Source organism: Aeromonas sp. V90_14 (assembly GCF_029967615.1).
Classification (GTDB): Bacteria; Pseudomonadota; Gammaproteobacteria; order Enterobacterales; family Aeromonadaceae; genus Aeromonas; species Aeromonas hydrophila.
The window spans coordinates 1-20,278 of record NZ_JASCAS010000042.1 but is presented as its reverse complement, the minus strand read 5'-3'; the positions used below and the strand labels follow the sequence as shown (position 1 = coordinate 20,278).

The 20,278-nt window shown below is 62.3% G+C and carries 20 protein-coding genes and 1 pseudogene; 12 read left to right on the top strand and 9 right to left on the bottom strand.

The features are described from left to right. Positions 1-40: 40 nt before the first annotated feature. Positions 41-664, bottom strand: a complete 624-nt coding sequence (locus tag QLG02_RS16725) for an acyl-homoserine-lactone synthase (RefSeq protein ID WP_113994599.1) — start codon at positions 662-664, stop codon at positions 41-43. A gap of 62 nt (positions 665-726) precedes the next feature. On the opposite strand from QLG02_RS16725, the gene QLG02_RS16720 reads away from it, so the two are divergent. The 3 genes from QLG02_RS16720 (at position 727) to QLG02_RS16710 (ending at position 4,450) form a co-directional block, all read left to right on the top strand. After that, positions 727-1,509 carry a LuxR family transcriptional regulator gene (locus QLG02_RS16720; protein ID WP_005315931.1) on the top strand — a complete coding sequence of 261 codons (783 nt, stop codon included), beginning with the start codon at positions 727-729 and terminating at the stop codon, positions 1,507-1,509. Positions 1,510-1,722: 213 nt separating this feature from the next. Then, positions 1,723-2,343, top strand: a complete 621-nt coding sequence (lysE, locus tag QLG02_RS16715) for an L-lysine exporter (RefSeq protein WP_011704530.1) — start codon at positions 1,723-1,725, stop codon at positions 2,341-2,343. A 127-nt stretch (positions 2,344-2,470) separates the two neighbouring features. Beyond that, on the top strand, positions 2,471-4,450 hold the full coding sequence (locus QLG02_RS16710) for a bifunctional 2',3'-cyclic-nucleotide 2'-phosphodiesterase/3'-nucleotidase (protein ID WP_282465691.1): 1,980 nt from the start codon (positions 2,471-2,473) through the stop codon (positions 4,448-4,450). A 65-nt stretch (positions 4,451-4,515) separates the two neighbouring features. On the opposite strand, the gene QLG02_RS16705 is transcribed toward QLG02_RS16710, so the two are convergent. The 8 genes from QLG02_RS16705 to hslR all read right to left on the bottom strand — a co-directional run bounded on the left by QLG02_RS16705 (position 4,516) and on the right by hslR (position 12,045). After that, positions 4,516-4,983 carry a glycine zipper 2TM domain-containing protein gene (locus QLG02_RS16705; RefSeq protein ID WP_282465690.1) on the bottom strand — a complete coding sequence of 156 codons (468 nt, stop codon included), beginning with the start codon at positions 4,981-4,983 and terminating at the stop codon, positions 4,516-4,518. A gap of 137 nt (positions 4,984-5,120) precedes the next feature. Continuing rightward, entirely contained in the window at positions 5,121-5,573 is a 453-nt protein-coding gene (locus QLG02_RS16700) for a GNAT family N-acetyltransferase (RefSeq protein WP_024943638.1), read from the bottom strand. A 120-nt stretch (positions 5,574-5,693) separates the two neighbouring features. Continuing rightward, entirely contained in the window at positions 5,694-6,089 is a 396-nt protein-coding gene (locus QLG02_RS16695) for a nitrous oxide-stimulated promoter family protein (RefSeq protein WP_026080215.1), read from the bottom strand. 112 nt (positions 6,090-6,201) lie between these two features. Then, positions 6,202-8,004 carry an aminopeptidase P family protein gene (locus QLG02_RS16690; RefSeq protein WP_024943637.1) on the bottom strand — a complete coding sequence of 601 codons (1,803 nt, stop codon included), beginning with the start codon at positions 8,002-8,004 and terminating at the stop codon, positions 6,202-6,204. 33 nt (positions 8,005-8,037) lie between these two features. Beyond that, on the bottom strand, positions 8,038-8,703 hold the full coding sequence (locus QLG02_RS16685) for a GntR family transcriptional regulator (protein ID WP_011704535.1): 666 nt from the start codon (positions 8,701-8,703) through the stop codon (positions 8,038-8,040). 175 nt (positions 8,704-8,878) lie between these two features. After that, the gene (gene pckA / locus QLG02_RS16680; RefSeq protein ID WP_011704536.1) at positions 8,879-10,504 is read right to left on the bottom strand and encodes a phosphoenolpyruvate carboxykinase (ATP); all 1,626 of its coding nucleotides are present in this window, start codon (positions 10,502-10,504) and stop codon (positions 8,879-8,881) included. Positions 10,505-10,653: 149 nt separating this feature from the next. Continuing rightward, on the bottom strand, positions 10,654-11,538 hold the full coding sequence (gene hslO / locus QLG02_RS16675) for an Hsp33 family molecular chaperone HslO (protein WP_024943636.1): 885 nt from the start codon (positions 11,536-11,538) through the stop codon (positions 10,654-10,656). Positions 11,539-11,646: 108 nt separating this feature from the next. After that, positions 11,647-12,045: a ribosome-associated heat shock protein Hsp15 gene (gene hslR, locus QLG02_RS16670; RefSeq protein ID WP_041216200.1), complete on the bottom strand. Its 399-nt coding sequence runs from the start codon at positions 12,043-12,045 to the stop codon at positions 11,647-11,649. Between the two features lie 214 nt (positions 12,046-12,259). On the opposite strand from hslR, the gene exeC reads away from it, so the two are divergent. From exeC to QLG02_RS16625, 9 genes and pseudogenes are all read left to right on the top strand, one after another. Further along, the gene (exeC, locus tag QLG02_RS16665; protein ID WP_272481873.1) at positions 12,260-13,108 is read left to right on the top strand and encodes a GspC family type II secretion system variant ExeC; all 849 of its coding nucleotides are present in this window, start codon (positions 12,260-12,262) and stop codon (positions 13,106-13,108) included. Between the two features lie 21 nt (positions 13,109-13,129). Then, positions 13,130-15,163, top strand: coding sequence for a GspD family T2SS secretin variant ExeD (gene exeD, locus QLG02_RS16660; RefSeq protein WP_043162758.1), 2,034 nt, complete (start codon positions 13,130-13,132; stop codon positions 15,161-15,163). Next, on the top strand, positions 15,163-16,668 hold the full coding sequence (gene exeE / locus QLG02_RS16655; RefSeq protein ID WP_029301892.1) for a GspE family T2SS ATPase variant ExeE: 1,506 nt from the start codon (positions 15,163-15,165) through the stop codon (positions 16,666-16,668). Before exeD ends, exeE begins: the two co-directional genes overlap by 1 nt. Position 16,669: 1 nt before the next feature. Beyond that, positions 16,670-17,890 carry a GspF family T2SS innner membrane protein variant ExeF gene (gene exeF / locus QLG02_RS16650; protein WP_010635230.1) on the top strand — a complete coding sequence of 407 codons (1,221 nt, stop codon included), beginning with the start codon at positions 16,670-16,672 and terminating at the stop codon, positions 17,888-17,890. A gap of 151 nt (positions 17,891-18,041) precedes the next feature. After that, positions 18,042-18,473: a GspG family T2SS major pseudopilin variant ExeG gene (exeG, locus tag QLG02_RS16645; protein WP_005308483.1), complete on the top strand. Its 432-nt coding sequence runs from the start codon at positions 18,042-18,044 to the stop codon at positions 18,471-18,473. A gap of 47 nt (positions 18,474-18,520) precedes the next feature. Next, positions 18,521-19,084: a GspH family T2SS minor pseudopilin variant ExeH gene (gene exeH, locus QLG02_RS16640; protein WP_073348807.1), complete on the top strand. Its 564-nt coding sequence runs from the start codon at positions 18,521-18,523 to the stop codon at positions 19,082-19,084. Further along, the gene (gene exeI / locus QLG02_RS16635) at positions 19,081-19,440 is read left to right on the top strand and encodes a GspI family T2SS minor pseudopilin variant ExeI (protein ID WP_005308487.1); all 360 of its coding nucleotides are present in this window, start codon (positions 19,081-19,083) and stop codon (positions 19,438-19,440) included. Before exeH ends, exeI begins: the two co-directional genes overlap by 4 nt. 68 nt (positions 19,441-19,508) lie before the next feature. Next, a complete protein-coding gene (gene exeJ / locus QLG02_RS16630) occupies positions 19,509-20,138 on the top strand; it encodes a GspJ family T2SS minor pseudopilin variant ExeJ (protein ID WP_282465689.1) in 630 nt (209 codons plus the stop codon). A 25-nt stretch (positions 20,139-20,163) separates the two neighbouring features. Next, positions 20,164-20,238, top strand: a pseudogene (locus QLG02_RS16625) (type II secretion system protein GspJ); the annotation flags it as partial. Positions 20,239-20,278: the final 40 nt, after the last annotated feature.

The window sequence follows — 20,278 nt, the reverse complement described above, 5'->3', positions numbered from 1 at the left end:
TTAATCCCGGGTCTTACCCCGGGATTTTTTTGCGTCGCCTTTATTCGGTGACCAGTTCGCGCGTCTCGTCATAGGCACCCTGCAGGGGCTGGCCGACGGCACGGGCGAACCGCTCATCCAGATGGAAGCGGATCCCCACCCCGCGCACGGCGCCCAGATCCACCGCCTGGCGGTGACCGAGCCGTTCGATGGGCAGACCGAGACGGCGGAAGATCCGCTCCACCGGCAGGCTGACCACGGCAACCAGCTCGCGGATCCCCTGCGCCTTGGCGAAGGCATAGACCTCGCGGAAGATGATGCAGGTCAGTTCGCTGATGCCGTTGCCGAGCCGGGGAGCCCGTTCGGCATCGATGGCGAGGCGGGTCAGCTCCCACACGTCGTTGCTGCGCGGCGGGGCTTCACCGGCGAGGGCGGTGGGGAAGATGCTGGGCAGCATGTAATCCTGGGCACAGCTGAGCAGACGGATGCAGCCGCACAGGCCTTCCTCGTCTTCGATCAGAACCCAGTGGGTATCAGGGGTATCGAAACTGTCCTGTTCCAGACCACGGTGGGATTCCACATCCCAGCCGAGGCGATCGGAGAAGACGCGATTGCGAAAGCGATAAAGCTCGTTTTCTACCTCCCATCTGGGGTGTTCTTTTAATTTTCCTTTGAAAACAAGCATTCAGATGTCTCCATTTCAGTGTTCGGCGCTATAATCGAGGCCCTGGCCAGGGGGGCTAGCATATGAAACAAGACCAACTGCTTGAGTACCTCGAACATTTCACTTCGGTAACGGACGGGGATCGTTTGGCCGAGTTGATCGGTCGGTTCACGCTCGGTATGGGTTACGACTACTACCGGTTTGCGCTGATCATTCCCATGTCGATGCAAAGACCCAAGGTGGTGCTGTTCAACCAGTGCCCAGACTCCTGGGTGCAGGCCTACACGGCCAACCATATGCTGGCCTGTGATCCCATCATTCAATTGGCCCGCAAGCAGACCTTGCCCATTTACTGGAACCGGCTGGATGAGCGGGCGCGTTTTCTGCAAGAGGGCAGTCTTGACGTGATGGGGTTGGCGGCGGAGTTCGGGCTGCGCAACGGAATTTCGTTCCCGTTGCACGGTGCGGCAGGGGAGAACGGCATACTGTCGTTCATCACCGCCGAGCGGGCATCGAGCGATCTGCTGCTGGAGTCCTCGCCCATCCTCTCCTGGATGTCCAACTACATCTTCGAGGCGGCGATCCGGATTGTGCGGGTCAGTCTGCGGGAAGATGACCCTCAGGAGGCCCTGACTGACCGGGAGACCGAATGCCTGTTCTGGGCCAGTGAAGGGAAAACGTCGGGTGAAATCGCCTGCATCCTGGGGATCACGGAGCGAACCGTGAACTACCACCTCAATCAGGTCACCCGTAAAACGGGGTCGATGAATCGCTACCAGGCCATCGCCAAGGGGGTGAGCAGTGGCATTTTGCTGCCCAATCTCGAGCAGGTCGTGGTCACCAACTTCCCCAAGCTGATGCAATAAAACCCGATGATTCTCGGGGCAGAGTGATTGGCTAACAATTGTCAGATCCTGCAATTGACAGTCATGGCCGAATGGCGGCCCTTCTGCCCCGAAGGGGTTATGCCTGCTGCACGGCCATTAGCAAAACCAATGGCTCAGCAGATCAATGAATTTCTCTAAATAGAACTGCCCCCCTTATAGTGCCGTTCAATCACTCTGCTGGACGGTTCATCCATGTTTGCTACCACCCTGCAAGGCTTCACCCTCGGCCTTGCCATGATCATTCCCATCGGTGCCCAGAATGCCTTCGTGCTGAGTCGGGGCATCCACCGCAACCACCATCTGCTGACGGCGACCCTCTGCTGCCTGTGCGATCTCGTGCTGATCGGCATCGGGGTGTTTGGCGGGGCCAACCTGCTGGCGGCCAGCCCGATCGGCCTGGCCCTGCTGACCTGGGGCGGCGTGCTGTTTCTCGGCTGGTTCGGTATCCGTTCCCTGCGCAGTGCCTGGCGCGGGCAGGGAGCCAAGCTGGCGGACTCGCCCCAGTTGATGGGGGTCAAGAGCGTGCTTGCCATGACGCTCGGGGTGACCCTGCTCAACCCCCACGTCTACCTGGATACCCTGATGCTGCTCGGCTCCTTCGGCAGCCAGTTTGCCGAAGAGTTGCGGCCGGCTTTTGCGGCGGGGGCCATGCTGGCCTCGCTGGTCTGGTTCTACAGCCTGGCGTTCGGGGCGGCGGCCCTCTCGCCCTGGCTTGCGCGCGGCAGGGTTCAGCAAGCTATTGATACTATTGTTGGTTTCATCATGCTGGGGCTGGCGTTGCAGCTGGCAAGCGGGGCTTTGCTGGCGTCATAAGGCTATTTTTGTGCCGCACCTCATAAAAATTAATCCCGGCTTCATGCGCTGACATATTCGTCTGTTAAATTCCCGTCGCTGGTAAAGCGACACTCATAATAAAAGGGACAAGACAGTGAATAAAACCATGAAGCTGGGTGCTATTGCAGCCATCGTGCTGTTATCTGCCTGTAGCAATGAAAACGACAGCAAGGCGCAACCGGGTGAGGTTGCCCTGCGTCTGATCCAGACCTCCGATATCCACTCCAACGTGCTGGGCTACGACTACTACCAGAACAAGGAGGATCGCAAGTTTGGCCTCTCCCGCACCGCGCTGCTGATCCGCGCGGCCCGCGCCGAAAACCCCAACAACCTGCTGCTCGACAACGGCGACCTGATCCAGGGCACGCCGCTGGCGGACTACATCTTCGAGCAGTCCGGTGCCGGTTACCTCGACAAGCAGGCCCACCCGGTGTTCAAGGCGATGAACGAGCTCGGCTACGATGCCGGCAACCTGGGCAACCACGAATTCAACTACGGGCTGGATTACCTCACCAAGACCCTGCAGGGAGCCAAGTTCCCCTATGTGAACGCCAACGTGTTCGAGGCGGGCGCCTTCAAGCGCGATGCCAAGGGGCAAATAGACTGGAGCGGCAACAAGTTCACCCCCTACCTGCTGCTGGAGCGCAAGGTGAAGGATGACAAGGGCCAGCTGCAGACCGTCAAGGTCGGCATCCTGGGGCTGACCCCGCCGCAGGTGCTGCAGTGGGACAAGCGTCATCTGGAAGGCAAGGTGGTGGTGGCCGACATGGTCGAGACCGCCAACCACTATGTGCCCGAGCTGCGCGCCAAGGGCGCCGATATCGTGGTGGTAGTGGCCCACACCGGCATCAACGCCAGCAGCTACGAGGCCATGATGGAGAACTCCGCCTGGCACCTGGCCAAGGTGAAGGGGGTGGATGCCCTGATGCTGGGCCACGCCCACAAGAACTTCCCGGGTGACTTCCCGGATCTGCCGGAGGTGGACAACAAGGCCGGCACCCTGAGCGGTATTCCGACCGTGATGCCGGGTTACTGGGGCAACCACCTTGGCATCATCGACCTCAAGCTGGAACAGGTGGACGGCAAGTGGCAGGTGAAACAGAGCCAGGCCAGCCTGCGCAAGATCGACTCCAGCGAGGGCAGCGCGGTGGATCAACGGGTGGTGGACCTGGTACAGGCCGACCACGACGCCACCAACCTGTGGCTGGACGAGCCGCTCGGCAAGATCACCTCCTCCATCCACAGCTTCTTCGCTCTGGTGCAGGATGATCCTTCGGTGCAACTGGTGAGCGATGCCCAGCGCAAGCATGCCGAACAACTGCAAAAAGACGGCCTGCTCAAGGAGTCCTACCCCATCCTGTCGGTGGCGGCGCCGTTCCGTGGCGGCCGCAACGGCATCAATGACTTCACCTATGTGGCTCAGGGCGACATCTCCCTGCGCAACGTCTCCGACCTCTACATCTATCCGAACACCCTGCAGGTGGTCGAGGTGAACGGGGCCACCGTCAAGGAGTGGCTGGAGATGAGTGCCGGCCAGTTCAACCAGATCGACACCGGCAAGACCGAGGTGCAGTGGCTGGTGAACGAGAAGTTCCCCACCTACAACTTCGATGTGATCGACGGGGTCAACTACGAGGTGGATATCACCCAGCCGGCCCGTTACAACAAGGAAGGGGCCAAGGTCAGCGACGGCCAGCGCATCAGCAGCCTCACCTTCAACGGCCAGCCCATCGATCCGGCCCAGAAGTTCTACGTGGTGACCAACAACTACCGCGCCAGCGGCGGCGGCCACTTCCCGGGCATCGACGGCAGCAACATAGTGCATGAAGATCCCTTCGAGACGCGCGAGATCATCGCTCAGTACCTGAAGGCCCAGTCTGCCGACAACCCGGCCGGCTTCAGCCCGGCGGCCAACAACAACTGGCACATGAAGGCCCTGCCGGCCAACGTGGACGTGCGGCTCTACTCCTCGCCTCGTGAGGAGGCCAAGCAGCTGGCCGGTGCGGATCTGGAGTACAAGTCCACCCTGCCGATGGATGACGCCCAGCACCCTGGCTACGCCATCTTCCGGCTGATCCGTCAGTAATTCCCGGCCGACATGGCAATAAAAAAAGCCCTCGCACTGCGAGGGCTTTTTCATGGGCGGAGGGCTTAGTTGACCACGGCCACGTTGATGGTGCCGTTGCCCTGGGTCATGCGTACCCGGGCGCCCGGTACGAAGGTGGGGCTGGCCTTTTGCACCACCACGATGGATTCGCCGTTCTCTTTCTTGATCTCGAGTTCGACGCCGTCCACCTGGTTGAGCTTGTCACCGGCCGCCTTGCCCGCTGCCGCACCCGCGATGGCGCCACCGGCCGCGGCGATGTCGCTGCCGCGCCCGCCGCCAATGGTGCTGCCGAGCAGGCCGCCGACCACGGCGCCGCCGATGGTGCCGATCAGCGAGTTCTCATCGGCCTGGATCTTGACCGGGCGGGTGGAGAGGATGGTGCCGTAGCTGACGGTCTGCACCTGCTTGGCGCGATCCTTGGTGTAGACGTCACCGGAGTAGACGTCGCTGTTGGCACAGCCGCTGAGGGTGGTGGTGGCCAACAGGGCGATGAGGGTAATGCGTTTCAACATGATGGGCCTCCTGGGCTGGCATCTAATCTGGTTTGTTCGGTCAGTGATTCAACTCTACGCCAACCGGATTGAGCATGAAACCAGCAAAGTGTAACCAATTATAAGGCCCGGGCCCGGCAAACCCCGTCACCGCCGGCTCAGCCGAGCCGTTTTTCCAGCAGCAGGCGATCCTCCCCCGGGCCAAAATAGTCGCGCTCCTCGGCCAGTTGTTGATAACCGAGTCGAAAGTAGAGGCGCTGGGCCGGATTGGCCGGATCCACCGTCAGTCTGACCCGCTCGATCCCCAGTGTCAGCAGTCCCTGCTCCACCTGCAGCATCATGCGTTCGGCCAGGCCGAAGCCGCGCGCCTCCGGCAGCACCGCCAAGGAGAGCAGCCAGCCCTGCGACCGATCCTGTCCCAGTCCGCCCAGGGCATAGCCCAGCAGCTTGCCGTCCAGCTCGGCCACCAGCAGCAGCTCGGGCCACAGATCCATGGCCTGGCGGAAGAAGAAGCCGGGATAGACATCCTCCCCGAATACATTGACGTCGATCTGCCAGATGGCGTGCATGTCGGTGTGGCGCGCCACTCTCAAAACGGGGGGCTGGTGCATCCGGGCTCCTGTGGTGTCGTACGTGCTGCCGGGCGGCAGTCAAAAAGGAGCCACAGGGTAGTGGGCCCGCCGGGCTGATGCAAGCGGGTCTGGGGCGCTGAGCGGCAGGGCAGCCCCGACTCAGGGCGGCAGGGGACGGCTGCCCGGTCGTTTGGGGGCCTTGCGGCGGCTGTCCAGCAGGTGGCGCAGGGCCAGCCAGGGGTGATGCCACAGCATGCGCGGGCCGCTCCACTTCATCACCAGCTGGATCTGCTTGCGCATGGCCGGGGCATAGCAGTGGATGTGGCAGTTGGCACAGGTGGGCTTGTGGCCGTGACCATAGCGGCAGCGACGCAGCCGCTGGTGAGCGAACTCCTGCAACTGCTGGCAGTGCCGGCAGGCGGGATCCTGATGATGGTGGTCGCAGTAGAGGCGGATCATGGCGCTGACCGTCTGCTGCTCCCGCTTGAGCCTGGGATGCACGGGCGCCTTGTCGGCCCGGGCCGGGCGCGCGGGGTGGGAGTGATGGGTCGTCATGCAGGGCATTGTCCGGACCTGGGGCGGCGGGGTCTTGATACAGGTCAAACCGGCGGGCAAAAAAACAGGGCCCGTGGGCCCTGTTTCATCAGACAAGCAGCGTTGTCTGCGCTTAGATGAGGCTGGTTGCCTGCTCCAGCCAGGCGAGATCCTCGCCCTCCAGCAGCGGGCTCAGGCGGCGGTAGACCTCGGCGTGATACTCGTTGATCCAGCGGAACTCGGCCGGGCTCAGCAGGCTGCGATCGATGAGGCGGGTATCGAACGGTACATAGGTCAGCCGCTCGAAGCCCAGCATCGGCAGCTCGCCGATCTGCTCCTGCTCGGTGACCACCACCAGGTTCTCGCAACGGATGCCGAAGGCATCTTCCCGGTAGTAACCGGGTTCGTTGGAGAGCACCATGCCCGGCTGCAGGGCCACCAGGCTGCCCTTGGGGGCGATGCGCTGCGGGCCTTCGTGCACGCTGAGGAAGTGGCCGACACCGTGGCCGGTGCCGTGGTCGTAGTTGTAACCGGCCTGCCACAGCGGCTGGCGGGCCAGCACGTCGAGCTGGATGCCGGCGGTGCCGCGCGGGAAGCGGGCCTGATCCAGTGCGATGTGACCCTGCAGTACACGGGTGAACATTGCCTTGTGCTCGTCGGTCAGCTCACCCACCTTGATGGTGCGGGTGATGTCGGTGGTACCGTCCAGATACTGGGCGCCGGAGTCCACCAGATAGATGCTGTCCTGGCCAAAGGTACGCGGGGTGCCGTTGGTGTGGCGGTAGTGACACATGGCTGCGTTGGGGCCGAGCGCGGAGATGGTGTCGAAGCTTGGCTCGACGTAGTGCTCCTGCTCGCGGCGGAAGGCTTCCAGCTGATCGGCCAGGGTCCCTTCATCCACCCCGTCGAACTCGCCGCTGGCGATCAGCCGATCCAGCCAGGCCAGGAAGCGGGTGACGGCGACGCCGTCGCGCAGATGGGCGGCGCGCATGCCGGCCAGCTCCACCTCGTTCTTGCATGCCTTGGGCAGCATGGTCGGGTCCTGACCGGCCACCAGGATGGCGCCCGCCTCTTCCATGACCAGCTGGGTCCAGGCGTTGGCGGTGTTGGGATCGGCCAGCACCTTCTGCTGGTCTTCACCGATGCGCTGCAGCACGTCACCCAGCTTGTCGATGGGGTAGACGGAGACATCCTGCCCCACGTGCTGGCTGAAGGCGAAGCAGTCGATCTTGTCGGTGTCGACGAAGAAATCCATGGTGGCGTTGGCGTAGAGCACCGCGAAGCCCAGCACCACCGGTAGCCGCTCCACGTCGCGACCACGCAGGTTGAGCAGCCAGTTGATGGGCTCGGCCTGGGTCAGCAGCACTGCATCCAGCCCGCGCTTGCGCAGATCGCTGGCCAGCATCTCGCGCTTGGCCTGGCTGGATTGGCCCGCCAGCGCTTCGCTGTAGAGGATGGCCGGGTTCTTGGTGGGGGCGGGGCGATCGCTCCAGTGCAGATCGATGGGGTTCTGCTCCACGCGCACCAGCTCGATGCCGCGCTCGGTCAGCACCGCCTTGGCATTGTGATACCAGGCCAGGCTGTGCAGGCGGGCGTCGAAGCCGACCCGGGAGCCGGACGGCAGCTGATCCGCCAGCCACTGCACATGGGGGTCTTCCACCAGATGGAGAAACTCGAAGAGCTCGGCCGGTGCCTGCATGCGGGCCTGCACCGTGTAACGACCGTCGATGAACAGGGCCGCCCGCTGCGCCAGGATGATGGCGAGGCCGGCGGAGCCGTTGAAACCCGTGATCCAGTCCAGTCGCTCGGCGTAGGCGGGAATGTACTCCCCCAGGTGCTCGTCGTCGTGGGGGACGATGAAGGCGTCCAGCTCCATCATGGCCAGTTCGGCCCTGACCTGGGCGACGCGGGTTTCAATAATCTCGAAATGATTCATGTCGTTAATGCCAGATTGTTGTGATGTGAGTGTTCAGTGGTTGTGGCCGCTGTCCAGGATCCGCTTGATGGACTGGCCGGCCGCCTCGATATGTTGCTTGAGCAGTACCACCGCCTCGTGCTTGCGGCGGGCGCGGCATAGCTCCAGCAGCTGGGCGTGCTCGCGCTCTGCCTTGTCGACGCCATCGCTGGCGAACAGCAGCTCGAAGCGCACATAGCGGTCACAGCTCAGATTGATCTGGGCGATCAGCTCCAGTGCCTGGGGGCGGCCGGCGGCCTGATAGAGGGTGGCGTGAAAACTGTGGTTCAGTTCGGCCCAGCGTTCGATCTGGGTGCCCGACTCGAGGGCCTGGTCGAACTGGGCGAGGATCGCCTGCGCCCTGGCGAAGGTCTCCTCCGTCATCAGGTCGACGGCGTGGAACAGGGTATCGGCTTCCAGCAGGGCTCGCAAATAAAAGAGCTCCTCGATGGCCGCCGCGTCCAGCATGGTGACCACGGCGCCACGGTGGGCCTCGAACTTCACCAGCCCCTGCGCTTCCAGCTGCATCAGGGCTTCGCGCACCGGAATGCGGCTCACCGCCAGCTCCTTGGCGATGGCGTCCTGGCGCAGAGGGGCGCCGGCAGGAAATTCACCGCGCAGGATCCGGCCACGGAGGTTTTCCATCACCATTTGGGTACGGGTCTTGTAGGGTGGGGTCATGATCGGGTCACAGGGGAATCGTTACAAAATTGTATATTGTATAAAGTTGGGCTGAATCTAACGCGCAAGGGCCCACAAGGCAAGGTTTGGCAGGAGTCAAACGCCGCGCTCTGCTCAAAAAAATACCGGCCAGCTGGGCTGACCGGTATGAGATTGGCAGTAAACGGGCTGGCTGTTACAGCTGCGGGCCTGCCGCTACCAGACGCTTGCCCTCTTCATTGTCGGTGAAGCGCTCGAAGTTCTTGATGAAGCGTCCTGCCAGGTCAACCGCCTTGGCATCCCACTCGGCCTTGTTGGCGTAAGTGTCGCGCGGGTCGAGGATTGCCGGGTTCACGTCGTGCAGGGCGGTCGGTACTTCCAGATTGAAGATCGGCAGCACCTTGGTCTCGGCCTTCTCGATGGAGCCATCCAGGATGGCGTCGATGATGGCGCGGGTATCCTTGATGGAGATGCGCTTGCCGGTGCCGTTCCAGCCGGTGTTGACCAGGTAGGCTTCCGCGCCGGCGGCTTCCATCCGTTTCACCAGCTCCTGACCGTATTTGGTCGGGTGCAGGGAGAGGAAGGCTGCGCCGAAGCAGGAGGAGAAGGTCGGGGTCGGCTCTGTGATGCCGCGCTCGGTACCGGCCAGCTTGGCGGTGAAGCCAGAGAGGAAGTGGTACTTGGTCTGCTCCTTGGTCAGCTTGGAGACCGGGGGCAGGACGCCGAAGGCGTCGGCGGTCAGGAAGATCACCTTGTTGGCGTGACCCGCCTTGGAGACCGGCTTGACGATGTTCTCGATGTGATAGATGGGGTAGGAGACCCGGGTGTTCTCGGTCTTGGAGCCATCGTCGAAGTCGATGGTGCCGTCGGCCGCCACGGTCACGTTCTCCAGCAGCGCATCGCGACGGATGGCGTTGTAGATGTCCGGCTCGGCTTCCTTGGAGAGCTTGATGGTCTTGGCGTAGCAGCCCCCTTCGAAGTTGAACACGCCGTCGTCGTCCCAGCCGTGCTCGTCATCGCCGATCAGCTGACGCTTGGGATCGGTGGAGAGGGTGGTCTTGCCGGTACCGGACAGGCCGAAGAAGATGGCCACGTCGCCGTCCTGACCCACGTTGGCGGAGCAGTGCATGGAGGCAATGCCGCGCAGGGGCAGGAAGTAGTTCATCATGGAGAACATCCCCTTCTTCATCTCGCCACCGTACCAGGTGCCGCCGATGAGCTGGATCTTCTCGGTCAGGTTGAAGGCGACGAAGTTCTCGGAGTTGAGACCCTGCTCCTTCCAGTTCGGGTTGGTGCACTTGGCACCGTTCATCACCACGAAGTCCGGTTTGAAGGTTTTCAGCTCTTCATCGCTCGGGCGAATGAACATGTTTTTCACGAAGTGAGCCTGCCAGGCCACCTCGGTGATGATGCGCACGGCCAGGCGGGTATCCGGGTTGGCACCGCAGAAGCCGTCGACCACGAACAGGCGCTTGCCGGAGAGCTGTTTGGTCACCAGAGATTTCAGATGTGACCACACTTCCGGGCTGATGGCTTTGTTATCGTTTTTACCCTGGTCAGACCACCATACAGTATTCTGGGTAGTGGCGTCTTTGACGATATATTTATCTTTGGGGGAGCGGCCGGTGAAGATGCCGGTATTGACATTGACGGCGCCCAGTTCGGTCACCACGCCGCGCTCGAACCCTTCCAGGTCGGCACGTGTCTCTTCCGCGAACAGCTGGTCGTAGGAAGGGTTGCGCAGGATTTCAGTGGAGTTCTTGATACCGTACTGGTCCAGTCCTAATTGCTTGGCCAGGGTGGGTTCTGCCACGATTGTCATTGTATTCTCCTGGGTTCAGAGGTTGGTAGGGTTCTATCTGGCGTTCATCCTATCACTTAGGTGGTAGAGTTTAGCGATCGCCATCAAATTTTATAAAATAGGGTATTTTTTTGTTATTTAAGTTAAAGGCGGGTTTTGCCCGCCTTCAATTAGTGTAACTTGTTTGCATCATTACCGGGAGCCCTGCTGAACAGGGTTTCGACGTCGATCCCATCAAATTGGTACTGGGCGCCGCAATAATCACAGTGCATGTCGATCTTGCCGAGCTCCTGCACCATCTCCATGACCTCTTCCTTCTCTATCTGCAGCAGAGCCCCTTCGCAACGGGCGCGGGAGCAGGTGCAGCGGAACTCGACCGCCTGCGGATCGAACACCCGCACCTTGTCCTGGTGGTAGAGGCGGTAGAGGATCTCTTCCGCTTCCAGACCGAACAGCTCTTCATCCTTGATGGTGCTGGTGAGCTGGGTCAGGTGCTCGAAATCATCGCTGTGATCCTCGCTCTGGGCAGGCAGCTCCTGCAGCAGGATGCCGGCGGCGCGCGGCTCACCCTGGTGGTAGCCGGTGCGGATCCACAGCTTGGTCGCCAGCTGTTCGGACTGGGCGAAGTAGTGCTCCAGGCAGCCGGCCAGGGTGTCGGCGTCCAGCGCTATGATGCCCTGATAGCGTTCACCCTGCTCCGGGGTGATGGTGATGACCAGCTGGCCTTCTCCGATCAGGCTCTGCAGCTTGTCGTCGCTCGGCAGTTCCCCTTCATAGCGGGCCACACCACGCAGCTGCTGGTTGTTGTCGCCGTTGATGACGGCCAGCCGTACCGGGCCGTTGCCCTGCAGCTGCACCGTGATGGAGCCTTCGAACTTGAGGGTGGCGGTCAGCAGGCTGGTGGCGACCAGCAGTTCACCCAGCAGTTTTTGCACCTGTACCGGGTAGTTCTGGGCCTCAACCACGTGGCGGTAGGTGTGGTCCAGCTGGACCAGCTCGCCCCGGACTTCGTACTCTTCGAACAGATAGCGATACAGGAGATCTTGGTTACTCATCATGCATTCCTGGGTTCTTCGGTGGGGTAAATAGATAAAAACATTAATAAACAGCTGGTTAGGAACTTATTCCGGCAACTGTCGTCATAAAAGGGCCATCTTGGCAGGTCAATATTGCTTGACCTTGATCAGCTGGCGCCGCTCCTGCTTGTCGGGGCGACGCTCGGGGCTTGGCGCAAACTGGCTGTTGAAGCGGCGTGCCTCGCTGTTTTCGGCCCGCTTTTTCAGGCTGGCCTCGGTCTCTTCATAGAGCTGCTGGGCCAGCGGGGCGGATTTGCGCTGCTCGCTCACCTCGAGCACCCGCACTTCCCGTTCGTCCTGACCCTGCCAGAAGCGAATGAGAGCGCCGACCTCGACATGCTTGCCCGGTTTGCTGCGCTGGCCGTTGTAATGCACCTTGCCCCCTTCAATCTGGTCGCGGGCCAGGCTGCGGGTCTTGTAAAAACGTGCCGCCCACAACCACTTGTCGAGACGGACCAGGGCTGGGGTTTCTGCGGGGTTCGGCATGAATCGACTCCGGAATGGCTGAAAGGGGTGCCTGATTATACCAGAGGCGGGCCCCGGGATAGAAACAGGGGGGCTGATGGTGTGACGGAATGTCAATTTTCGCAGCTTCATCCCATCCGGTCGGTTGTCTCTGGGTCCATTGCCGTACACAATAGCCAACCGATTTGGATGCCAGAAAATATTGATAAACATGACGCTACCGTTCAGGGATGACTTGTTGAGCTCCCTTCTGGCCCGTTGTAAAACCGTGCCACTCTCCCGATTCAGCCAGCCTCTGTTCTGGCTTCTGCTGCTGTTGCTGGCCCACCAGTGCGCCGGTCTCACCTGGCGTCTGCTGGATCTCGGCAGCCGGCCCGTCAGCCAGTCCTGGCAACCGTCGGTGGTCGCCAATCAGAGCCAGGGTGCAAACCGGCTCGACCTGAGCGGCGTCAGCCGTCTGGCGCTGTTCGGCAAGGCCAAACAGCAGGCCCAGGCGGCCGATGTTGTCGCAGCCGATGCTCCCAAGACCCAGCTCAACGCCCAGCTCAACGGCGTGCTGGCGAGCTCGGATCCCGCCAAATCCATTGCCATCATCGCCCACAACGGGCTGCAGAACTCCTACGGCATCGGTGATCTCATCGATGGTACCCAGGCCAAGATCCGCCAGGTGTTCCCGGATCGGGTCATCATCGAGCGAGACGGCCGCGACGAGACCCTGATGCTGGACGGGGAAGAGTACGGCAAGCCACTGCCCAAGCCGGGCAACCAGGACGGCAAGCTCTCCTCGGTACGCAACGAGCTGATGGGCAACCCCGGCAAGATCACCGATTACCTCAATATTTCCCCGGTCCGGGTCGATGGCCGCATGGTCGGCTATCGCCTCAACCCGGGCAGCAATCCGGAACTGTTCAATCAACTGGGGCTGGTCGCCAACGACATGGCGGTCAGCATCAATGGGCTGGATCTGCGGGATAACGCTCAGGCCATGCAGGCGATGCAGCAGGTGGCTGGCGCAACGGAAATGACCGTCACCGTCGAGCGGCAAGGACAGCTCTACGACGTTTATGTCGGCTTGTCAGAATAATGATTTGGAGTAGCACCAAGAATGATAAATAAAGGGAAGGGCTGGCGTCTGGCCACCGTGGCTGCGGCGCTGATGATGGCAGGTTCTGCCTGGGCCACCGAATATTCCGCCAGCTTCAAGAATGCCGACATCGAAGAGTTCATCAACACGGTCGGCAAGAACCTGAACAAGACCATCATCATCGAGCCTTCGGTGCGCGGCAAGATCAACGTCCGCAGCTATGACCTGCTCAACGAAGACCAGTACTACCAGTTCTTCCTGAGCGTGCTCGATGTCTATGGCTTCGCCGTGGTCCCGATGGACAACGGCGTGCTCAAGGTGGTGCGCTCCAAGGATGCCAAGACCTCCGCCATCCCGGTGGTGGACGAGAGCAACCCCGGCAGCGGTGACGAGATGGTGACCCGGGTCGTACCGGTGCGCAACGTCTCGGTGCGCGAACTGGCGCCGCTGCTGCGCCAGCTCAACGACAACGCTGGCGGTGGCAACGTGGTCCATTACGACCCCTCCAACGTGCTGCTGATCACCGGCCGTGCCGCCGTGGTCAACCGGCTGGTGGAAGTGGTGCGCCGGGTCGACAAGGCAGGCGACCAGGAAGTGGACATCGTCAAGCTCAAGTACGCCTCCGCCGGCGAGATGGTGCGGCTGGTGACCAACCTCAACAAGGACGGCAACAACCAGGGCGGCAACACCTCCCTGCTGCTGGCGCCCAAGGTAGTGGCCGACGAGCGCACCAACTCGGTGGTGGTGAGCGGCGAGCCCAAGGCGCGCGCGCGCATCATCCAGATGGTGCACCAGCTCGACCGTGACCTGCAGAGCCAGGGCAACACCCGGGTCTTTTATCTGAAATACGGCAAGGCCAAGGATCTGGTGGAGGTGCTCAAGGGCGTCAGCTCCAGCATTGAGGCGGACAAGAAGGGCGGCGCGGCCACCACCACAGGAGGGGGCGGTGCCAGCATCGGCGGCGGCAAGCTGGCCATCTCCGCCGACGAAACCACCAATGCGTTGGTGATCACCGCCCAGCCGGACGTGATGGCCGAGTTGGAGCAGGTGGTCGCCAAGCTCGACATCCGCCGTGCCCAGGTGCTGGTGGAGGCGATCATCGTCGAGATCGCCGATGGCGACGGCCTCAACCTAGGGGTGCAGTGGGCCAACACCAATGGCGGCGGCACCCAGTTTACCGACACCAACCTGCCCATCGGTTCGGTGGCCATTGCGGCCAAGGATTACCAGGACAACGGCAATACGGACTCCTTGTCCAAGCTGGCTGGCGGCTTCAACGGCATGGCGGCCGGCTTCTACAAGGGCAACTGGGCCGCGCTGGTGACGGCCCTCTCGACCAATACCAAGAGCGATATTCTCTCCACCCCGAGTATCGTCACCATGGACAACAAGGAAGCCTCCTTCAACGTCGGCCAGGAAGTGCCGGTGCAGAGCGGCTCCCAGAGCTCCACCACCAGCGATCAGGTGTTCAACACCATCGAACGCAAGACGGTGGGTACCAAGCTGGTGGTGACGCCGCAGATCAACGAGGGGGATTCCGTGCTGCTCAACATCGAGCAGGAGGTCTCCAGCGTGGCGCAGAAACAGGCGACCGGTACGGCTGATCTGGGCCCGACCTTCGATACCCGCACCATCAAGAACGCGGTGCTGGTGAAGAGCGGCGAGACCGTGGTGTTGGGCGGCTTGATGGACGAACAGAATCAGGAGAAGGTCTCCAAGGTGCCCCTGCTCGGCGACATCCCGGTGCTGGGCTATCTGTTCCGATCCACCACCAATACCACTTCCAAGCGCAATCTGATGGTCTTTATCCGACCCACCATTTTGCGTGATGCAAACATCTACACCAGCCTCTCCAGCAACAAGTACTCCCAGTTCCGCTCCGAGCAGCAGGAGGCGGCGGCGCAGGAGGGGTACCTCACCTCGCCCAAGCGCCAGGTGCTGCCCCAGTACGGCCAGGACGTGACAATGTCGCCCGAGGCGCAGAAGCAGCTCCAGCAGATGCAGTCGGCCCCGCAGACGAGCGGCGGGTCCCAGCCATTCGTGGGTAACAAGTAATGGCAGCATACCAGCTGGATGGCGTCGACATGCCGGCAGCCCTGCCCGAGCTGCCGTTTGCCTTCGCCCGCAACTTCGGGGTGATCCTGACCGAGCGGCAGGGGGCCCCGGTGCTGCTCTGCCGCCAGGGCGTGACGCCACAAACCCTGCTGGAAGTGCGGCGGGTAGCGGGCTGCGCCTTCACGGTGGAGCAGATGGACGGCGAGGCCTTCGAAGAGCTGCTGATGGCCCATTACCAGCGCGACTCCTCCGAGGCGCGCCAGCTGATGGAGGATCTCGGCAACGAGATGGACTTCTTCGCGCTGGCCGAAGAGTTGCCCCAGAGTGAAGACCTGCTGGATGCCGACGACGACGCCCCCATCATCCGCCTCATCAACGCCATGCTGAGCGAGGCGATAAAAGAAGAGGCGTCCGACATCCACATCGAGACCTTCGAGCGAGCCCTGGTGATCCGTTTTCGCATCGATGGGGTGCTGCGGGAGATCCTGCGGCCCCATCGCAAGCTCGCCTCCTTGCTGGTGTCGCGCATCAAGGTCATGTCGCGGATGGACATCGCCGAGAAGCGGGTGCCGCAGGATGGCCGCATCTCACTGCGCATCGGCGGCCGGGCGGTGGACGTGCGGGTTTCCACCATGCCGTCCAGCTACGGCGAGCGGGTGGTGCTGCGACTGCTCGACAAGAACAACGTGCGGCTCGAGCTCAAGCAGCTCGGCATGACGCTGGCCAACCGCAACATCATCAGCGAACTCATTCGCAAGCCTCACGGCATCATTCTGGTGACGGGCCCGACCGGTTCGGGCAAGTCGACCACCCTCTACGCGGCCCTCTCCGAGATCAACTCGCGGGATCGCAACATCCTGACCGTCGAAGACCCCATCGAATATGACCTCGAAGGGGTGGGTCAGACCCAGGTCAACAGCAAGGTGGACATGACCTTCGCCCGCGGCCTGCGCGCCATTCTGCGCCAAGACCCGGACGTGGTGATGGTGGGGGAGATTCGTGACCTCGAGACCGCCCAGATCGCGGTGCAGGCGTCGCTGACCGGTCACCTGGTGATGTCGACCCTGCACACCAACACCGCCATCGGCGCCATCACCCGGATGCGGGACATGGGCATCGAGCCCTTCCTGCTCTCCTCCTCACTGCTGGCGGTACTGGCCCAGCGGCTGGTGCGCACCCTCTGCCCCGATTGCCGCGCGCCGCGCCCCATCACCGAGCAGGAGCGTCTGGCCATGGGCATCGAGCTGGCGCCGGATCAGCAGGTGTGGCGGCCGGTGGGCTGCGAGCAGTGCAACCACACCGGCTATCGCGGCCGGACCGGCATCCACGAACTGGTGGTGATCGACGAAGCGGTGCGCGAGGCGATCCACAGCGCCAGCGGCGAGCTGGCCATCGAGCGGCTGATCCGGGGTCACACCCCCAGCATCCGCCGCGACGGCATCGACAAGGTACTCAAGGGGCAGACCAGCCTCGAAGAGGTGCTGCGCGTGACCCGGGAAGACTGAGATGGCAGCATTCGAATACAAGGCCCTCGACGGCAAGGGACGCAACAAGAGCGGCGTGCTGGAGGGGGATTCCGCCCGCCAGGTACGCCAGCTGTTGCGCGAGCAGGGGCTGACCCCGCTCGAGGTGAACGAGACCACCGAGAAGGCCAAGCGCGAGGCGAACCGCTTCGTGTTGTTCCGCCGTGGTGCCAGCACCGCCGAGCTGGCGATGATCACCCGCCAGCTGGCCACCCTGGTGGGGGCTGGGCTCACCATCGAAGAGGCGCTCAAGGCCGTCGCCGAGCAGTGTGAGAAGGCTCACCTGCGCAGCATGGTGGCCACGGTGCGCAGCAAGGTGGTGGAGGGCTATTCGCTGGCCGATTCGCTGGCGGCCTTCCCCCATGTGTTCGATCAGCTGTTCCGCTCCATGGTGGCGGCCGGCGAGAAGTCCGGTCACCTGGAGAAGGTGCTCAACCGCCTCGCCGACTACACCGAGCAGCGTCAGCACATGCGCACCAAGCTGCTGCAGGCGATGATCTACCCCATCGTATTGACCTGCGTCGCCATCGGCGTCATCTCCATCCTGCTCACCGCCGTGGTGCCCAAGGTGGTGGCCCAGTTTGAACACATGGGTCAGCAACTGCCGGCCACCACCCGCTTCCTCATCGGTACCAGCGAGCTGATGCAGCACTACGGCCTCTGGTTCCTGTTGCTGCTGCTGGTGGGCGGCTTTGTCTGGCGCTGGTGGCTGACCGACGACAAGCGTCGCCGTCACTGGCACCAGCTGATCCTGCGCCTGCCGGTGATCGGTCGGGTCAGCCGCGGTCTCAACACCGCCCGTTTCGCCCGCACCTTGAGCATCCTCAACGCCAGCGCCGTGCCGCTGCTGGAGGGGATGAAGATTTCCGGCGAAGTGCTCTCCAACGACTTTGCCCGCATGCGCATCGGTGAGGCCACCGAGCGGGTGCGGGAGGGGACCAGCCTGCGCAAGTCGCTGGATGAAACCAAAATTTTTCCGCCCATGATGCTGCACATGATCGCCTCCGGCGAACAGAGCGGCGAGCTCGACAACATGCTGGAGCGGGCGGCGGACAACCAGGATCGGGAGTTCGAAACCCAGGTGAACATCGCCCTCGGGGTGTTTGAACCCATGCTGGTGGTCTCCATGGCCGGGGTGGTGCTGTTTATCGTGATGTCGATCCTGCAGCCGATCCTCGAGCTCAACAATATGGTGAATATGTAAGGTTCGGACGTTCGAATACGCTGCGCTATTCGAACCTACCAATCCAATCAACTCCGTAGGTTCGATTAGCCGACAGGCGTCATCGAACGATCGTGGTTTAACAGTTAATCGTTGATGGTTCATGCCATCTCATTTCGTGAGGGAGTAAGTCATGCAAAAGCGTCGTCAATCGGGTTTTACCCTGCTGGAAGTGATGGTGGTCATCGTGATCCTGGGGATCCTGGCCAGCCTGGTGGTGCCCAACCTGATGGGCAACAAGGAGAAAGCCGACCAGCAGAAAGCGGTCTCCGACATAGTGGCGCTGGAAAACGCCCTCGACATGTACAAACTGGACAACAACCGCTACCCGACCACCGAGCAGGGGCTGGACGCGCTGGTCAACAAACCGACCGCCGCACCTGAGCCGCGCAGCTACCGCGAAGGGGGCTACATCAAGCGCCTGCCGCAGGATCCCTGGGGCAACCCGTACCAGATGCTGAGCCCGGGCCAGTTCGGCAAGATCGATATCTTCTCCATGGGGCTGGATGGCGAAGCCGGTACCGATGACGACATCGGCAACTGGAACCTGAAGGATTTCCAATAAGTGATCCCGCCGCGTCGCGCTCACCGAGTCATCCCGAGGCTGCCTGAATGAAGGTGGCCTCTTCTGCCCGTCGTCAGGCCGGTTTTACCCTGCTGGAAGTGTTGCTGGTGGCCATGTTGATGGGGCTGGTTGCCACTGCCGTCACCCTCAGCATGGGTGGCGCCAGGGGGGATAGAGAGCTGGACAAGCAGGCGCGCCGCTTCATGGCCGTGCTGCAGCAGGCGCAGGAGTACTCGGTGATGGATGGCCGGCTGGTGGGCCTGCGTGTCGAGGACAACAGCTGGCAGTTCATGCAGCGCGCGGCCAAGGATCGCAAGTGGCAGGTGATGAGCGGCGACAAGCTGCTGGATCGGGTCGAATTGCCCGACAACATGCGGCTGGCCATCGAGCTCGAGGGCTTCAGCTGGCGGACCGAATCCGACGAGAAGTACGAGAAGGGGCGCGACGAGAAGGAGCGCACCCCGCAGGTGTTCATCTTTCCCGGTGGCGAGCTGACCCCCTTCGTGCTGACCCTGACCCAGCAGGACGACGATCTGCGCTATGTGCGCACGGTCAAGGCGGACGAGTTCGGCCGTCTGCGCCTGCTGCAGGACGAGGAGGAAGAGGAATGAACGCCCGCGGCATGACCCTGCTGGAAGTCATGGTGGCGCTGGCGGTGTTCGCCATCGCCGGGCTGGCGGTGATGAAGACCGCCAGCGAGCACCTCTCCGGCCTCAACTATCTGGAACAGAAGACCCTGGCGACCTGGGTGGTGGAGAACCAGCTGGTGCAGCAGAAGCTCGAAGCCAAGTGGCCCGGTGACAGCTGGGTGGAAGGGGACGAGCAGATGGCGGGCCAGACCTGGTACTGGCGCTATCGCGGCGTCGCTACCGCCGACAGCAACTTCAAGGCGCTGGACATGGAAGTACGTACCGCGCCCAAGGCCGACAGCCCGGTGGCCATGATCCGGACCTATATCAGCCGATGAACCTGCATCAAGGTGTCTCCATGATCCGGAGCCGGCGTGAGCCGATGAATCTGCGGCAACGTGTATACATGAACCGGAGTCGGCGTCAGGCGGGGTTTACCCTGCTGGAGATGCTGGTGGCCATCGCCATCTTCGCCGGCCTGAGCCTGGGCGCCTATCAGGTGCTGCAAGGGGTGCTCACCAGCGACGAGGTGGCCAAGCGCAAGGAGACGCGTCTCTCCGAGCTGCAACTGGCCTTCTCCGTGCTGGAGCGGGACATCACCCAGATGGTGCCGCGCAGCGGCCGCATCGACGGCGAGAACAACAAGGTGCTGCTGGCGGCCTCCCGCTTCGGCCAGCAGAGCGACGACTGGGGCATGGCCTTCATGCGCGGCGGCTGGCTCAACCCGGACGGCATGCTGCCGCGCTCAGGCCTGCAGCGGGTCGGCTGGCGGCTCAAGGATCACAAGCTGGAGCGGCTGAGCTACCTCTACCCGGATCCGGTGATCGGCACCGAGCCGCGCATTCAGCCGATGCTGGAGCGGGTGACGGCGCTGCGGCTCTACTTCTACGACAAGGGCGCCTGGAAAGAGGAGTGGACCCAGCGCAACGTGCTGCCCTACGGGCTGGCGGTGGAGCTGGATCTGGAAGACTACGGTACCATCCGTCGCCAGTTCCTGATCGGTGCTGGCGGTCAGAGGGCTGAGAATGGTAACTGATCGTCATTTTCCCCTGTCCGTCACGGAGGATGACGGCACTATTCGACGTCGCCAGTTCCTGATCGGTGCCGGTGGACAGAGGGCAGAGAATGGTAACTGATCGTCATTTTCCCCTGTCCGTCACGGAGGATGACGGCACT

Excerpts from the sequence above, each read along its gene's own strand:
- exeG (WP_005308483.1), top strand. The coding sequence starts at position 18,042 with ATGCAAAAGCGTCGTCAATCGGGTTTTACCCTGCTGGAAGTGATGGTG.
- exeH (WP_073348807.1), top strand. The coding sequence starts at position 18,521 with ATGAAGGTGGCCTCTTCTGCCCGTCGTCAGGCCGGTTTTACCCTGCTG.
- QLG02_RS16725 (WP_113994599.1), bottom strand. The coding sequence starts at position 664 with ATGCTTGTTTTCAAAGGAAAATTAAAAGAACACCCCAGATGGGAGGTA.
- pckA (WP_011704536.1), bottom strand. The coding sequence starts at position 10,504 with ATGACAATCGTGGCAGAACCCACCCTGGCCAAGCAATTAGGACTGGAC.
- hslO (WP_024943636.1), bottom strand. The coding sequence starts at position 11,538 with ATGAGTAACCAAGATCTCCTGTATCGCTATCTGTTCGAAGAGTACGAA.
- exeJ (WP_282465689.1), top strand. The coding sequence starts at position 19,509 with ATGAACCGGAGTCGGCGTCAGGCGGGGTTTACCCTGCTGGAGATGCTG.
- QLG02_RS16695 (WP_026080215.1), bottom strand. The coding sequence starts at position 6,089 with ATGACGACCCATCACTCCCACCCCGCGCGCCCGGCCCGGGCCGACAAG.
- hslR (WP_041216200.1), bottom strand. The coding sequence starts at position 12,045 with ATGCCGAACCCCGCAGAAACCCCAGCCCTGGTCCGTCTCGACAAGTGG.
- exeF (WP_010635230.1), top strand. The coding sequence starts at position 16,670 with ATGGCAGCATTCGAATACAAGGCCCTCGACGGCAAGGGACGCAACAAG.
- exeD (WP_043162758.1), top strand. The coding sequence starts at position 13,130 with ATGATAAATAAAGGGAAGGGCTGGCGTCTGGCCACCGTGGCTGCGGCG.
- QLG02_RS16710 (WP_282465691.1), top strand. The coding sequence starts at position 2,471 with ATGAAGCTGGGTGCTATTGCAGCCATCGTGCTGTTATCTGCCTGTAGC.
- QLG02_RS16720 (WP_005315931.1), top strand. The coding sequence starts at position 727 with ATGAAACAAGACCAACTGCTTGAGTACCTCGAACATTTCACTTCGGTA.
- QLG02_RS16685 (WP_011704535.1), bottom strand. The coding sequence starts at position 8,703 with ATGACCCCACCCTACAAGACCCGTACCCAAATGGTGATGGAAAACCTC.
- lysE (WP_011704530.1), top strand. The coding sequence starts at position 1,723 with ATGTTTGCTACCACCCTGCAAGGCTTCACCCTCGGCCTTGCCATGATC.
- QLG02_RS16700 (WP_024943638.1), bottom strand. The coding sequence starts at position 5,573 with ATGCACCAGCCCCCCGTTTTGAGAGTGGCGCGCCACACCGACATGCAC.
- QLG02_RS16690 (WP_024943637.1), bottom strand. The coding sequence starts at position 8,004 with ATGAATCATTTCGAGATTATTGAAACCCGCGTCGCCCAGGTCAGGGCC.
- exeE (WP_029301892.1), top strand. The coding sequence starts at position 15,163 with ATGGCAGCATACCAGCTGGATGGCGTCGACATGCCGGCAGCCCTGCCC.
- exeI (WP_005308487.1), top strand. The coding sequence starts at position 19,081 with ATGAACGCCCGCGGCATGACCCTGCTGGAAGTCATGGTGGCGCTGGCG.
- QLG02_RS16705 (WP_282465690.1), bottom strand. The coding sequence starts at position 4,983 with ATGTTGAAACGCATTACCCTCATCGCCCTGTTGGCCACCACCACCCTC.